Origin of the sequence: Microcoleus sp. T3_B1 (genome assembly GCF_036700445.1) — a bacterium.
In the GTDB taxonomy this organism is placed as follows: domain Bacteria; phylum Cyanobacteriota; class Cyanobacteriia; order Cyanobacteriales; family Microcoleaceae; genus Microcoleus.
The window spans coordinates 1-16580 of the sequence record NZ_JAUBOX010000122.1 but is presented as its reverse complement, the minus strand read 5'-3'; the positions used below and the strand labels follow the sequence as shown (position 1 = coordinate 16580).

The window sequence follows — 16580 nt, the reverse complement described above, 5'->3', positions numbered from 1 at the left end:
TTTCACCATCGGAACTCCCCATTAACGCCAGTGTCACCCCACATTGGATGTCTGATTGCGTCCTGTTCCCAGCTTCATTCTCCAAGAATCGAGCTTGGTCGGTGTGGGCAGATAGGGAGTCATACCTGAGTCTGGTAGAAGGGGCTTGCACCCTTATCAGACCGAGAGTTCAGCCTTGTGGCTGGAAACGCTATGTACGGACTGATTACCGTGATTCACGTTTCAACGAATCGCACCGAAATACTCCGTCAGTTTCTCGATGCGATAATTAAACGCTTTGTAGGGGCGTTTGAAGTACAATTGCACCTTCCCTCGGCGTTCCCACACTCCCAGCAAGTTGATGGCAACCTCTGAGTAATGTACTCTCACATCCCGCTGCACTTCGGCTATCCCTTCCTCCATTAGTCGAGTAGTAATTCCAATTTTATAGAAGCTGTTGCCGTCAGCTTTTACCTCAAGAAAGTAGAGCGAGTTCACTCTTGATGCGCCTCAATTGTGCGCGGTAAATATTCAAATCTGCCCGCCGTTCGTCCAAACAAGATAACTCTTCCGCGCGGCCAACATCTACGGAGCGATCTAACTAACAGGGAATTGAAAGCCCCTGCTTATTCTCAGTCAGGAATCAGGGAGTATTGGATTCTAGATATCAATGCCCGTCGATTGTATGTGTTTCGGGAGCCAGGGGCAGAGTGTTATGCTAGCCCGATTGTATTGGCAGAGTCGGATTTAATCGCAGCTTTGACATTTCCAGATTGTCAACTGTCTGTGGAGGATTTGCTCAGGAGGAGTGCACCGCCCAGTTGTGAGTGAGGAAACTTTAAAAATTTATGGACAGACTGAAACGGACTTGCAATGCTGTATCAGCCATCCGCTACAGACAGCACTTTTCAAGGCAAGCGTTGTTTTTTGGACGCTTGCTACACAAACGCCAAACTCTAACTTAACTGCTTGTAACGAAGTATACACTTGATTGTGTTTATAAGTCCCTCTAAAGAATTATTTGTATATTCTCCTGAAGACAGATGATAGCAGCGACCAAGGTAAATAACATACAAAGTGTACAGAGTTATTAGGTAATCTAAAGGCAGAATTTAAAAGCAGTCTATTTGCGCCTTATAGGAAAGACATTCGACTGACGACGCACTTGCCCAATGTAAACAAAGTGGCAGTATGTGGTGTAGTCTTGTGCCTTACTTCACGTTAATGACTACTTGATATTTGATAGTTAATTAATTAAGTTTACCTGATTTCTTCTTTCTCTGTTCTACCTGTAAAACCCTATTTACCCAGTTGTTATAAGTACCTCTAAAGAATTGTTTGTAGATTCTCCTGAAGACGGATGATAACAGCGACCAAGGTAAATAATATACAAAGAGTACAGAGTTATTAGGGAATCGAAAGGCCGAATTTAAAAGTAGTCTATTTGCGCGTTATAAAAAAGACATTCGACTGACGACGCACTTGCCAAAGCTAAACAAAGTGGCAGTATGTGGCTTAGTCTTGTGCCTTACTTCAGGTTAATGACTACTTGATATTTGATAGTTAATTAATTAAGTTTACCTGATTTCTGCTTTCTCTGTTCTACCTGTCAGACCCTAATTACCCTGTGGCTAAACGTTTCCTTGTAGATGCCACAGAGTATACCTAAAATTTTCCCAGTTTAAGATATTTGTCCTGCTTGTAGGTCATGGGCTATACCCAGACAGACCTACTCTTTTTTACCTGATTATCCACTTCTTTAAGAACTGTCATGGTTAACTTACTCAGACCGCCCAGTGTTTCTTCGAGTTCTCGCTTCGGTACTGTAACTGGTTTGTGGAGGCAACAGTCTCTTTACGACAGGAGGACGCTTAAGACTGGTATCGTCCATTTCGGGCCAGGTCGTTTTTTTAGGGGGCACCTTGCCTACATTATACATAACTATCTTGCACAGAAGGATTCCCAAGAGCAGAGATGGGGGATTTGTGGGGTTAGCCTCCAGAGTCAACAGACCATTACTAGGTTGAAACCGCAGAGATTCCTTTACACTTTGACCAAACACTCTAGTTGCGCTCAAAATCGTGAGGAAGCGGAAGTTATAGGTTCTATCAGGGAAATAGTTAATGGTAGAGAAAAGTGCGAGTATGTGCTTGAAAAGATGGCGTTTCCCTCGGTGCATCTGGTGACTCTTACTATTACTCAAGGAGGCTACCATCTAGACAAGAATTTTAATCTCGACACCACGAATGAAGACATCGCGCACGATTTGCAAAATCCTTCCACTCCAACTACTGCAATTGGCTTTATCGTAGAGGCGCTACGCCGACGGCGCGATCGCAAAATGACCCCGTTCACCACACTTTCTTGCGACAACCTCCCAAGAAACGGGGAAATCCTGCGAAAAGCAGTGCTAGCTTACGCTGAAGAGATCGATCCTCAACTTGCAGAATACATCAGGGATAACGCCACGTTCCCTAATTCTGTTGTAGACAGGATTGTGCCTCAAGAGCAAGAATCCGACTATAACTACCCCAGCCGACTGTTGCAAGTTCGCGATCGCGCACCCATTGTAACCGAACCATTTTGGCAGTTTGTCGTGGAGGACAACTTCACAGGCGATCGACCCCAGTGGGAAGATACGGGGGTGATTATGACTAGCGACATCACTCCCTTTCTGTATATGAAGTCGAGATTCTTGAATGCAGTACACTCCTTTATAGCCTGTTTAGCTGTAAGAGCAGGTATAGAGTATATGCACGAGGCGATCGCCCTACCGGAATTCCAGTTGTTTACTCGGCATCTCATGGACGATATCGCAGCAGCAACACCAGTGCCTCGCCAGATGTGCGAACAATATATGGAACAGGTGTTACTAAGGCTCAGTAACGAGGATCTTCCCGATACTACTGAGAGAATCTCTTCAGAAACAGCCAGGAAAGTAGGCAAGTATATATTTCCGATACTTCAGGATGCTTATAGCCGAAAAGTCAGCATGAAGCGGATTATACTTCCTGTTGCGGCGTGGCTTCTTGCAGTCAGAGAAGAGGCGAGCGAGTCTGGTCAACCCTATTATGCCAAGGATACCCAAAGCGCAATTACAGCCATTCAAAAAGGCGCCGTAATTAGTGGGATTCTGGGATTGGACAATTGCGAACACACAGAGGTCGTAGATAATGAATGCCACAGGGCTTTGCAAGATATCCAGACCCACGGACTATTGACTACGCTTAAGAATTACAGTGAGGGAGGTCTTTTAAATGAAACAGCTTCAGCATGATAAGGTGGTGCTTTTCGATCATGACGGAACTGTTGTTGACAGTGAAACCATAGCACTTAAGAGCGCATGGAGGCTGACAAATGAAGTTGCTCGTGAGTTCCCTGGCGCTCAATACTATGAGCTTGAGGACTTTGTTAAATGCTTCGCCGGAAAACCCTACAGGGAAATACTCAAAAAGCTCTACCCTGATCCATTAACCAGTCTTAATGAGCGCGATATTGACAAGCTAGTGGCTGAAGAAGAAAAGAGAGCGATCGAACGGCTTACTATAGAGGCAAAAGCGACGGTCGGAACGCCCCAAGTGCTGTCTTCCCTGCGCGACGACGGATTTAAATATGCACTTGTAAGTAACAGCAGCTTACAGCGGCTGAGTGCTTGCCTTAGTTCTGCAGCCCTGACTGACTATTTCCCAAGCCAGCAGGTATTTAGCGCTCACGACTCTCTCCCGGTTCCGCGTCCCAAGCCGCTTCCTGACATCTACCTATATGCAGTGAAGTGTCTGGACGCTGAAGTTTCCGATTGCGTGGCAATTGAAGATTCTATCAGTGGGGTAAGGGCTGCCGTTGCCGCTGGAATTGGGCAGATTATCGGTTATGTAGGGGGAACTCATATCAGCGAGGATGAACGAAGCAGCCGTGCAGATGCTCTTGTGTCGGCTGGTGCCCACCAAGTTATCGATCGGATGCACGATCTTATCGGTCTATTATCACCAACCCCAGTGTAAGTACACGGGGCATCAGGCGATCGCTTGATGCCCTTAGCCTGGTGTGTGAAAAATTAGATTTTGTCAAGAATAGCTCGGCAGACAAATTCATCGGCAATCGGTTTTGCGATCGACTTGCCATGCAGAGCCGCCAAAATTGAACAAGAATTTCAAAGGTGGTACCCGCCACGTGATTTATCCGTGGAATCAATCCAAAATCGAAAATCGAAAATCCTCAAGCCCCCGCATTTATCCGTGAGGTCGCCTCTAAAATCTAAAATCTAAAATCTAAAATCGATTGACTCCACCTTTTTCACCCATACTGCAATACTGATAATAAGCCGTCATCACAAACCCAAAAATTTCGATGAACAGCAATACCAGCACAGGCTCAACAATGAAGCTGAATCAACCATCCCTGTCTCGTTTACCTGGAAACGTGCGCGTACCCAAGTACGATCGCCATCAAATTACTAATGGAATTGTGCATATTGGGGTTGGTGGATTTCATCGATCGCACCAAGCGCTCTATCTCGATGATTATTTCCATCAGAATCCTGGTAGTGATTGGGGAATTTGTGGGGTTGGATTGCTTGACAATGACTATGACAGGCGAATGCGGGATGCGCTTCTGTCCCAAGATTGTTTGTATACCTTAGTTGAGCAATCGCCTGAGTGCGATCGCCCTCGGATCATTGGTTCAATTACTCGATATCTATTTGCACCAGACAATCGTCAAGCAGTTATTGAAGCATTAGCAGATCCCAAATGCCGAATTGTTACTCTAACGATCACTGAAAGCGGCTACTACTACATTGAAGGAAGTGGCAATTTCGATGTCAACCACCCGACGATGCAGCACGATTTGCAACATCCTGACCAACCACTTGGGACATACGGTTTTTTGACAGCCGCACTCGAAAAGCGGCGTAAACAGGGATTGGCACCCTTTACAGTCTTGTCCTGCGACAATATCCAGGGTAACGGCAACCTGGTGCGGAAAATGCTAACGACATTTGCCCAAATGCGCGATCGAGAGTTAGGAAGTTGGATTGCTGAACAGGTTGCGTTTCCCAACTGCATGGTCGATCGCATTACTCCGCTGACAACCCCAGCAGATATCAAAATGGTGGCCCAACAGTTTGGTATTGATGATGCGTTTCCATGCGTCGCGGAGCCTTTCACCCAGTGGGTAATCGAAGATACCTTTTGTGCAGGCAGACCCGATTGGGAATCCCTTGGCGTACAGATGACTAAGGATGTTCATCCCTATGAAATGATGAAAATTCGGCTGCTCAATGCCAGCCATATGTTGATTGGCTATCTCGGCTCTCTGGCAGGTTATAACTACGTTTATGAAGTCATGGCCGATCCCTTGTTTGAGCAAGCAGTCGCTAACCTGATGGATGAGGTGACACCAACACTCCAACCCGTTCCTGGGATTGATTTAGACGATTATAAAAAAACTTTAATTGAACGGTTTTCCAATCCCAAAATTCGCGATCAACTTCCGCGCCTGTGCCTGAATGGATCGGCCAAACTTCCTAAGTTTGTTTTGGGTTCGATCCGCGATAAATTACAACTTGGAGGTGCGATCGATTACCTAAGTTTGACGATCGCTGCTTGGTGTCGATACATCAATAGTCATGATCAACAAGGGCAACCTATTCCTATTGATGACCCATTAGCAGACATCCTCACTCAACGCGCCAGTGTGAGTGAATTAGATCCCAAACCATTACTCAGCTTATCTGAAATTTTTGGAGATTTAGGAGAGTCGCCACGTTTCGTCGAGGCTGTTGGTGATCAGTTGCGTAGTTTGCATGAGTTTGGTGCTCAAGGAACGCTAGCCAGATTGTCGTAGGAACTATCCGCATCCGTGAGGAAACTTATTTGACCGAAAGCATCCAGGATACAAGCCCCCGGATTCATCCGTCCAGAAATAAAAAACCTGTATCCGATAAAGGAGCCTCCGAATTTATCCGTGAGATCAATGCTTCAATCTAAAATCTAAAATCTAAAATCTAAAATCGATTGACACTGCCACGGCTGCACTACGTTAAAGCCGTGGGATTCTCCCGTCTAGCCCAGCTCTATGTCTACGAGTGCAAAGGGAAATTCAGCAGCCAATACAGCGCAATATTGATTGAGGTCATTCTTTCCTATGTTCCCTCTCACCAAATCATCTATCTTAAGGCAGATTCTCCTGAGTGATTAACTCAGATTCAACTAAACCAAAAGGAGTCCCGCGCTCTACCTGTACTCAGGTGAGCGTCGGGAGGAATTTGCGTGAGCCAGGAGAGCCGCCCCGAACCAAACCGATAGCTTTAGGTGCCGAAGGTGAGGGGCGGTCGATGAGCGAACAAATTATTTTTGCTACACCACTTGCTTTTGCCATCTTCACGAGATAGAATTTTCTTAGAGTTTGTGAAAGTAATGCCTCAAATAATCACCGCCAAGTTAAAACTAAACCTGAATACCGAGCAAAAAGCTTTGGTGTCTCAGACTACATTAGCCTATCGGGATGCCTTGAATCATACTTCGCGAGTTGCTTTTGATGCGAACAAAACCAGCAATGGTGCTAAGTTGCAAAAAGCTGTCTACAACGAATTGCGAGTTAGATTTGGGCTTGGCGCTCAGATGGCTTGCAACGTACCCAGACAAGTATCGGCAACCTACAAAACTCTCTGGACTAAGGTAAAACAATCTAACGACGCTATTTCCAAAGGGTACACAAAGAAACGATACAAAGGGCTAGATCAACCCCCTAAATACATCTCTCGAACCTGTACCTTAAATTATCAGCGCGACTACTCGTTTAAATCCGAGCAGATGGTGAGTCTTATCACCCTGGCTGGTAGAATAGTAGTTTCCTATGACGGCTACAACAAGCATTTGGATTTAATTGCCAATGGTTCCAAGGCCCTGGCAGCTAAGATTGTCTATCAGCGTTCCTCTAAAGTTTACTATTTGATGGTAGCTGTTGAGGTAGAAACCCCTGAACTTGACCCGCTGAAAATAACCAGAGTTTCTGGTGTTGATGTGGGAATGCGCTACTTAGCCGTAGAAACAGACTTACAAAACAAGTCTAATTTCTACTCAGGCTCAGAAGCTAGACATAAAGCCAACCGCTATCACAAGGCTAGACAAACTCTTCAGCGTAAAGGCACTCGTTCGGCAAAGCGCAGACTAATTGCTTTGTCGGGAAGAGAAAGACGGTTTATCGCTGATGTGAACCACCAAATCAGCAAGGATATTGCAAAGCCTCACAGCATAATTGGGCTAGAAAATCTAACCGGAGTTAGGGATAGAACGAAGTCAAAGTCTGGCAAAAAGGCTAGCAAGAAGCAGCGAAAAGCTAATCGAAATAAAGCTAAATGGTCGTTTGCCGAACTGCACGGCTATATTGACTACAAAGCTAATCTGAACGGCTCTTTGGCTACTAAAGTCCCAGCTCATTATACTTCGCAAAGTTGTCCAAAATGCGGACACACATCAGTAGAGAATAGACCGAGAAAAGGACTATTATTTCGCTGTGAATGTTGCGGACATGAGCTTCATGCTGATTTGGTGGGTGCGAGAAATATTGCCATGAGAACGTTACTCGTCCGGCAGGACTGGACGAGTACGGGGATCTTGTCAGCATCCCCTAATGTGTCGGGCCGTGAAACTAAAGCTGAGATTCTGCAAAGGTTCTCAGAATTGCGGTGGAGCTCAGATACAAGCCCACATCTCCGGCGGTACTCCGCTTGATGCTGGGTAGTTGACTGGAGAAGACCGTGTATGCCTACGGATGAATCTTCATGAAGCGCGACGCCACAGGCAAGTTTGTTAGCAATTGGAACTCGGAGATGAAACAACGAGTGAGCATATCTCTGACTAATACAGCATGGCGATCGCTCGATAAAGAGGCTCACAGGCGAGGAATTTCTCGCTCTGAAGTCATTGAACGCTTTGCCCGCACTCTTGAAGGCGAACAGTTGATTGCTGCCCAAGAAACTGAGGGCAAGGTAGCAACAATTCTGGAAAGCATTACCGATGCGTTTGTCGCCTTCGATCGCGACTGGCGCTACACCTACGTGAATGGGGCGGCGGCTCAAATCCTGCACAAAACACCAGAAGATATACTAGGAAAGCACGTTTGGAATGAGGTTTTTCCTGAGCTGGTTGGTGCAATTCCCTATCGAGAACTCCATCGGGCAATGACGGAACAGGTTCCTGTTTCCTGGGAAGAATTTGGGGAATCAGTCCAGCGTTGGATAGAGGCGAAGGCCTATCCCTGGAGTGCAGGAGTAGCAGTTTATTTTCGCGATATTACAGAACGCAAGCAAGCAGAGGCAGAACGAGAACGGTTATTGCACGAGCTTGAAATTGAACGCGCCCGATTTGAAGCCGTTTTACGACAAATGCCTGCGGGTGTAATGATTGCTGATGCGGCATCCGGTAAGTTGGTTCTGGCCAACGAACAAGCCAAGCAGATTGTTGGGTATGGCTACGAACCATCGCTTGAGCTTGAGGAATATGCACCCATTATTCCATTTGAAGCCCTTCGCTTAGATGGTCAGTTCTATGCCCCTCATGAGTATCCATTAGCGCGATCGCTAAAAACAGGTGATGTCGTTACCAACGAGGAGATGGAAATTGATCGAAATGATGGTAGCCGCATTTTCATTAACGCCAACTCAGCACCGATTTTAGATAAGCAGGGGCAGATTGTTGCAGCCGTTGTTATCTTCCAAGACTTGACGGATTACAAACAAGTTGAACAGTCATTACGAGAGAGCCAAGAACGCCTGCAATTGGCACTGACGGCGGCTCAGATGCTGGTCTGGGATATGGATTTGCAGACCAATCAAATAGCGTGTTCTGCAAATGCTCTAGACGTTTGGGGTCTTCACGAAGGCACAGGAGAAGACTTTTTTGCACTCATTCATCCAGACGATCGACAACGGGTGATCCAAGCGGCTCAAGGGGCAAATGCGGTCGAACAGTCCTACGTGCAGGAGTACCGGGTAATTACTCCCGACGGAGTTGTGCGCTGGATCAACAGTCAGGGGCGAGTTTATCTGGATGAAACCGGACAGGGAGTTCGCATGGTTGGCGTTTCGGTTGACATCACCGAACGCAAACAGATCGAAGCAGAGCGCGATCGCCTTTTAAAACGAGAACAATCTGCCAGACTCGAAGCCGAAACCGAACGCCAGCGGTTGCATGACATCCTGATGCAATTGCCTGCCATGATTGCCATTGTTAAAGGTGCCGATATTGTGTATGAATTTGCCAATCCAACCTATCTGCAAGGGACTGGGCGCAATCCAGACATGATCGGGAAATCAATGCGGGATGTTTTCCCGGAACTAGAGGGACAAATTTACTTTGAAGCGCTCGATCGCGTTTACCGGACGGGAGAAACATTTATTCGGAATGAATCGCCTGCTTACTGGGATAAAAACGGTGATGGTGTGTTGGAAGAGGGATTTTTCAACTGCATCTGTCCGCCTTGGCGGGATGCAGAGGGAACCATTCAAGGCGTGTTGATTTATAACGTTGAAGTGACAGCCCAGGTGCGGGCAAGGCAACAAATTGAACAACTGCTCAAGAACCTCCAGCAGAAAGAAGAAATTCAACAATTCCTAATCGAATTGAATGAGGGGATTCGTGCCATTCAAGACCCAAAAGAAATTATGTGGCAGGTGGTTTGTGCTACAGGGCAACACTTTAGTGTCACTCGCTGTACCTACGGTGAAATTGATCCAACGCAGGAATATGTCATTGTCGATCGCGATTATTGCAATGGTGTAATCAGCGTGGTGGGTAGACATCACCTAGATTCGTTTGGCCCTGAACTCATTGCTGAATTAAAGCAGGGCAGAACAATTGTCGTGGATGATGTCGATCGCGATTCTCGGACTGCCGGAGTTGGGGCGGCTGCCTTCGATGCAATCCAAACCAAGTCTCTGCTATGTGTTCCCTTGGTGAAAGAGGGGAAATTTGTCGCATTGTTGGTGTTGCACCATGTCTCTGTTCGCCGCTGGACGGAGGAAGATGTGGTGCTGATGGAGCGAATTGCTGAAAAAACCTGGCTAGCCGTGGAGCGGGAGCGGGCAGAAGAGGAATTGCGAGAAAGTGAAGCTCATCTGCAACTCGCGCTGAAGGTCGGACGCATGGGAACGTGGGACTGGGATATGCAGACCGATGCCTTGCTTTGGTCAGAAGGACATTTTATGGTACTCGGTCTGCAACCCAATGAGTCCGAACCCTGCTATGAGGTTTGGGCAAGTCGGGTTCATCCTGATGACCTAGCACAAACCAATGCAAAACTTCAGCAAGCCATAGCAGACAAGAAGGAGTATCACCATGAACATCGCCTGCGTTGGCCTGATGGCTCCATTCACTGGGTGGAAGCGAGAGGACAGTTTACTTATGATTCTCAGGGAAATCCCAAGCACTCGATCGGAGTTGTCATTGATATCACAGAACGCAAGCAAGCAGAAGAGGCGTTGCGTCAAGCCCTACAAAAGCTTAACTTCCATGTTGAAAACTCTCCAATGGCAGTCGTTGAATGGAATCGAGACTTTCAAATCATTCGCTGGTCTGCTGGTGCAGAGCGGATTTTGGGCTGGAGGGCCGAAGAAATTCTGGGCAAATCTTTAACAGAGATACCTTTTGTCTTTGAGGAAGACCTCGAATCGGTGACTGAAGTCTGCCAACGGCTGGTCTATGGTGAAGAACCCCATATTTTTTCATACAACCGCAATTACACGAAAGCTCGCAACATTGTGCATTGCGACTGGTATAACTCCAGTCTCAGGGACGAATCGGGACGGATGATTTCGGTGTTATCGCTGGTGCTGGATGTGACGCAGCGCAAGTATGCAGAACAAGAACGAGAACAACTGTTAGAACGCGAGCGCCAAGCACGATCCGAAGCCGAAGCCGCACAGCGCCAACTGGAAACCATCTTTGAAACATCACCCATTGGACTTGCTCTGTTAGATTCCGAGCAGCGATTTATTGCCATCAACGAAGCCTTAGCAGAAATTAATGGATTAACCCGCGAGCAACACTTAGGCTATTCAATTCCAGATATTTTTGGTCAGTCCGATCCAAAATTAGTTGAAGTCTTCCATCAGATTTACGCCACAGGGAATCCTTTCATTTCACCCAACTTTGCAGTGAATGTTCCGGGACGCGGAGATCGCCGTCCCGGTTACTACAACGTTTACTATCTTCCAACTGTTAACTCAAATGGTCAGGTTGAAGGCATTCTCGTGTATGTGGTAGATGTGACGGAACGGGTGCAGTTAGAGCTTGCCCAACGCTTTCTCTCTGAGGCAAGTGCGGTGCTGGCATCCTCACTCGATTATCAAACTACTCTAGAGCAAGTCGCGCAGCTTACAGTGCCGGAATTAGCGGACTGGTGTACGATTCACATCATAGACGAGGATGGTGCGATCGAGCAGATTGCGGTTGCTCACATCAACCCTGCCAAACTCGAATGGGCATATCAGATTAGAGAAAAGTATCCGCTGAACCCGGATGACCCTCGCGGTGCTGCATACACCTTGCGAACTGGGGAATCTGATTTGGTGCCGGAGATTCCCGATGAACTATTGGTACAGGCAGCGCGTGATTCAGAGCATTTAGAGATTCTGCTGCAGGTTGGATTCAGATCCGTAATGACGGTGCCGCTACGAACTCAGGCACGAATTCTAGGGGTCATTTCCTTTATCTCAGCCGAATCTGGACGACGGTATACCTCAGCAGATTTGCAACTGGCAGAGGAATTGGCGCGTCGTGCTTCCTTGGCGATCGACAATGCTCAGTTATATCGGTTAGCTCAACGCGATCGCGCAAAAGCAGAAGCCGCTAACCGGATTAAAGACGAATTTTTAGCCGTATTGTCCCACGAGTTGCGATCGCCCCTGAATCCGATTCTGGGCTGGGCAAAATTGCTACGAACTGGGCGACTCGATGCCACAAAAACCCAGCAAGCCCTAGAAACGATCGAACGCAACGCCAAGCTGCAAGCGCAATTAATTGAGGACTTGTTGGATGTCTCGCGCATTCTGCAAGGAAAAATGACGTTAAACGTCGCGAGTGTGAATCTAGCAGCAACGATTGAAGCCGGCCTGGAAACGGTACGACTAGCAGCCGAAGCCAAACACATTCAAATCCAGACCACGTTTAATCCTATTTCAGGAACGGTTTCAGGTGATACGAATCGCCTCCAACAGGTAGTCTGGAACCTCCTTTCCAATGCCGTGAAGTTCACCCCAGCCGGAGGACGAATCGAGGTGCAACTAGAGCAAGTTGGCACGTATGCTCAGATTCAAGTCAAAGATACGGGAAAAGGCATCAGTCGAGACTTCTTACCCCATGTGTTTGACTACTTCCGTCAAGAAGATGGCACAACGACTCGACAATTTGGCGGATTGGGATTGGGGCTGGCGATCGTCCGTCATTTTACCGAACTGCATGGAGGAACCGTTCAAGCAGACAGCTTAGGACAGAACTTAGGGGCTACATTTACCATCCGGCTACCGTTAAACCTCGTAGAACCGGAATCCTCTTCTGATGACAGGCACCCAGAAAGTGCGGCAGACTTAGCAGGTGTTCATGTCTTGGTTGTGGACGACGATGCAGATATGCGGGAGTTGGCAGCATTTACCCTGATGCAATCTGGCGCACAAGTTGCCACAGCCGCTTCGGCTGCACAGGCGTTGACTCTCCTGAATCAATCTGTCCCCGATCTGCTGTTATGTGACATTGGGATGCCAGAGATGGATGGTTATGCCCTGATTCGGCACATTAGAAAGTGGTCTCCTGAACAGGGAGGCACGATTCCTGCGATCGCACTTACTGCCTATGCTGGAGAAATCAATCAGCAGCAAGCCTTAGCTGCCGGATTTCAGATGCATATCTCCAAGCCTGTCGAACCTGATGAATTGGTAAAAGCGATCGCCCGTTTGCTAAGGAATGAGAATTAAATAAGTTGCATTTTTTGTAGGTTGGGTTGAGGAACGAAACCCAACCTACGAAGTTATTTAATCCACGATCCTAAGACACTGAATAATTGAGGATTAGCCCAATGCTGCTTGGAATAGATTTAGGAACAGGCTCTGCTAAGGCATTGCTCCTAGGGACAGACGGAACCACTATAGGTGAAGCATCAACATCCTATCCTGTTCATGCACCCCAACCTGGATGGGCTGAGTCGGAACCAGAAGATTGGTGGTTAGCGGTTGCCTCGGCTGTTAGGAAGGCAGTGGGAAATCACGCTCAAGAGGTACAGGCGATCGGACTTTCAGGGCAAATGCACGGTGTTGTCCTAGCTTCGGAGTCGGATCAGCCTCTGCGCCCTGCTATCCTCTGGGCAGATACTCGCTCTAGTGCCACGCTGAACATTTATCATTCGATCGATGCCGCTATTCTAGAGCGCTTGGGCAACCCGATTACGGCTGGAATGGCGGGCCCCACTTTGTTGTGGCTACGAGAACACGAGGCTAATGTTTACACCGAAGCGCGTTGGGCACTCCAGCCAAAAGATTGGCTGCGGTTACGGATGACTGGAGAAGTTGCAACGGAACCATCTGATGCTAGTGGTACTTTGCTTTACGATGTTGTGTCGGACAACTGGGCAGAGGATGCAATCTGGGCGCTGAATCTACGTGGTGATTGCTTACCAAAAATTATCCCCTGTAGTGCGATCGCAGGCTACCTAACAACTATTGCTTCAGAGCATCTTGGCTTAAGAGTTGGCTTACCCGTTATTGCTGGTGCGGCGGATACCGCAGCGGCGGCACTTGGCAACGGACTACTAGAGCCTGGTTTGGTTCAACTAACCGTCGGCACAGGCGCTCAAATCATTACACCTCGATCGCAACCAATTATCGATCGTCATGGTCGTACCCATCTCTATCGAACCGCCCTACCTAACCAGTGGTACACCCTTGCAGCAATGCAAAATGCCGGGTTAGCGCTTGAGTGGGTGCGAGGTATCCTCGGCTTAAGCTGGCAGGAAGTCTATACTAAAGCGTTTTCTGTTCCCCCAGGATGTGAAGGGTTGACATTTTTGCCGTACCTCACGGGTGAGCGAACTCCACACCTTGATCCATATATACGTGGGGCATGGGTGGGGCTGGGACTTCATCACACACAGGCGCACTTGATGCGGGCAGCTTTAGAGGGAGTTGCTTTTGCCTTGCGACAAGGTTTTGAGGCACTTGAGGCAACAGGTTTTAAAGCGACAGAACTGCGTTTAGCAGGCGGTGGAACTGCAGAAATGCCTTGGAAACAATTACTGACTGATGTATTGAGAATACCCCTCTATGCAACTACAGTTGCTGCGGCTTCCGCGCGTGGTGCTGCTCTACTGGCGGGTATCGGAATTGGCGTATACGCAGATGCTAATGACACCATCAAACTGGCAGCCACACCAATGCTTGCTGCCACTCCCCAATCAGTTGATCCAATCCTAGAAGAGGCTTGGTTTCGATATCAATCTCTTTATCCACGACTTAAAAAAATGTGATAGCAGTTATGCCTAAAGGAGGACGTGCTAGAAGCTAGCTACAAATTATTCTTAAGCTAAGACTGCTTAAGAGCAGTCAAATTAAATTACTAAGTTTACTACAAGAAGAGGTACATATTACATGAACATATTAGCTGGAATTAAGCTCCCAAAATCCGCCGAAAGCGCCGATGTATATATACGGTGTAATGAATCTGCATCTATAAACTACCAGGAAAATGACAAAAAAGTTGTTTTATCTCAGGGGGGTGTTGTCTCCTCAAATTCTTACTTTAATTCGTTTTACGAGAGATATTATACTCAATATACAACTCTTAGCTCTATCTACTATGTGCTGAAACTTGAAGGCGATTTTAAAGTTTCTGTTTACAGAGAATTTGATGGACAAAAAAACAAAGAAATAATTTCTGAAGAGAGCTTTGAGAAATGTCAATTCTCTGACCCTGTAAAACTCTCACCAATAAATCTCCTTCAAGGCAAAAAAGCGGGCAGAATATATTTTGAAATAACTTGTTCTAGTGAACAGGGTGAATTTAAAGGGGCCTCGATAGCAACCGATCAAAGTAAAACTAGAGAAGCATCCTTGGGGATTGTCATTTGCACCTTTAAAAAAGAGGACTTCATACAAAATACATTAAGTGCAATTTTTCAAGATGAATTGCTAGAAACCAAGGACTTTAAAGTATTCGTTGTTGATAATGGTAGAACTTTAGATGAAGCTGATTTCGGAAAGCCAAAACTGAGGCTAGTTCCTAATATAAATGCTGGTGGAAGCGGGGGCTTTACCAGAGGGTTGGTGGAAGCTTTAGAGGAAAAAAAATATTCTCACTTTTTGCTTATGGATGATGATATAGAGTTAGAAAGTGAATGTATTTATAAATTATTTCCTTTGTATGAATACGCCAATTCTGATTTTGCTGTAGCGGGTGGACTGCTAAATTTACAGAAAAAGCATATCTTGTATGAAGCAGGAGCATCGTACAACGCCTATTCTAAAACTAGAGGATTTGGGCCTGGGGCATTAATTGCTTTAAATTATAATATCGATTTACGAGATTCTAATTCTCTCAACAGGTTGCTCAAGGAAGAAGATGTAGACTATGGCGGATTTTGGTTTTTCTCTTTTTCTAAGGAACTTGTTGAACAAACTCAATTACCGCTGCCTTTATTTATCAAAATAGATGATGTAGAGTTTGGTTTAAGAATAAAAGAGTTGGGCAATAACATTGTAGCTTTTCCATCAATGGCGGTGTGGCACCAACCAGCGGCGGCCAAAAATGTAAATTGGGAAAATTATTATTATATCCGCAATGATTTAATAGCTTATTCCATCCATTACTCTCCAGAATATATGGCTGCAGTTGAGCATTTGACAAAAGTAATCCTTCAGGCTTTAGCAAACTTTGATTACAATCATGTAGAGATGGTTGTAAAAGCTTTTGAAGACTATCTAAAAGGCCCAGATTTTATCAAAAACACTGACCCAGAAAGCTTTCACATGAGCATTGTAAAGCTTAGTAAAAGCTATAACAACCAAAATGAGGTAGATAAAGTAGCTGGTACTAACCTTTTGACTAGGTGGTTTAAAGTTGCTGCTGAAGGTATTAATGAATGGTCATCCGTAAGTGAAAAATGGAAAAGTGCTTCAAAGGAAATGACATCTACTATATTTTGGCAGCAATACCTTGGGCTAAAGAAATAGAATTGACCGCCTCCACTGGTTAATGGTTGACAGCTTAGGCTGCTAGCAACTCAACAATCCACCACAAAAGCGCCTTGGGATTAATTGTGGTAGTTGACACTCTCCCGTCACAGCGTAGGGCTGTTTCGGGGCAACCACGGGGAGTAGGGGTCGGATTGCCCCTACGGAAAATCAGGCTTTTGTAGTTTCGGGGCAACCACGGGAGGATTGCCCCTACGGAAAATCAGGCTTTTGTAGTTTCGGGGCAACCACGGGAGGATTGCCCCTACGGAAAATCAGGCTTTTGTAGTTTCGGGGCAACCACGGGAGGATTGCCCCTACGGAAAATCAGGCTTTTGTAGTTTCGGGGCAACCACGGGAGGATTGCCCCTACGGAAAATCAGGC

The 16580-nt window shown here is 46.6% G+C and carries 9 protein-coding genes; 8 read left to right on the top strand and 1 reads right to left on the bottom strand.

Annotated features, from left to right (window positions below; translation table 11 throughout):
• Positions 1–222: 222 nt before the first annotated feature.
• A complete protein-coding gene (locus QT990_RS33490) occupies positions 223–477 on the bottom strand; it encodes a hypothetical protein (RefSeq protein ID WP_333140716.1) in 255 nt (84 codons plus the stop codon).
• An 18-nt stretch (positions 478–495) separates the two neighbouring features.
• Here QT990_RS33490 and QT990_RS35945 point away from each other — a divergent pair, with 18 nt between their 5' ends.
• The 8 genes from QT990_RS35945 to QT990_RS33455 all read left to right on the top strand — a co-directional run bounded on the left by QT990_RS35945 (position 496) and on the right by QT990_RS33455 (position 16195).
• Entirely contained in the window at positions 496–810 is a 315-nt protein-coding gene (locus QT990_RS35945) for a Uma2 family endonuclease (protein ID WP_445252018.1), read from the top strand.
• Positions 811–1750: 940 nt separating this feature from the next.
• Entirely contained in the window at positions 1751–3256 is a 1506-nt protein-coding gene (locus tag QT990_RS33485) for a mannitol dehydrogenase family protein (protein ID WP_333466277.1), read from the top strand.
• Positions 3237–3980: an HAD family phosphatase gene (locus tag QT990_RS33480; RefSeq protein ID WP_333409848.1), complete on the top strand. Its 744-nt coding sequence runs from the start codon at positions 3237–3239 to the stop codon at positions 3978–3980. Before QT990_RS33485 ends, QT990_RS33480 begins: the two co-directional genes overlap by 20 nt.
• Before the next feature lie 346 nt (positions 3981–4326).
• Positions 4327–5823 (top strand): mannitol dehydrogenase family protein, encoded by a 1497-nt coding sequence (locus tag QT990_RS33475; RefSeq protein ID WP_333466276.1) that lies wholly within the window; start codon positions 4327–4329, stop codon positions 5821–5823.
• 572 nt (positions 5824–6395) lie between these two features.
• Positions 6396–7712, top strand: coding sequence for a transposase (locus QT990_RS33470; protein ID WP_333140724.1), 1317 nt, complete (start codon positions 6396–6398; stop codon positions 7710–7712).
• Between the two features lie 50 nt (positions 7713–7762).
• A complete protein-coding gene (locus tag QT990_RS33465; protein WP_333305996.1) occupies positions 7763–12949 on the top strand; it encodes a PAS domain S-box protein in 5187 nt (1728 codons plus the stop codon).
• A 101-nt stretch (positions 12950–13050) separates the two neighbouring features.
• Positions 13051–14493 (top strand): xylulokinase, encoded by a 1443-nt coding sequence (gene xylB / locus QT990_RS33460; RefSeq protein ID WP_333466275.1) that lies wholly within the window; start codon positions 13051–13053, stop codon positions 14491–14493.
• A gap of 121 nt (positions 14494–14614) precedes the next feature.
• Positions 14615–16195, top strand: a complete 1581-nt coding sequence (locus QT990_RS33455) for a glycosyltransferase (RefSeq protein ID WP_333140730.1) — start codon at positions 14615–14617, stop codon at positions 16193–16195.
• Positions 16196–16580: the final 385 nt, after the last annotated feature.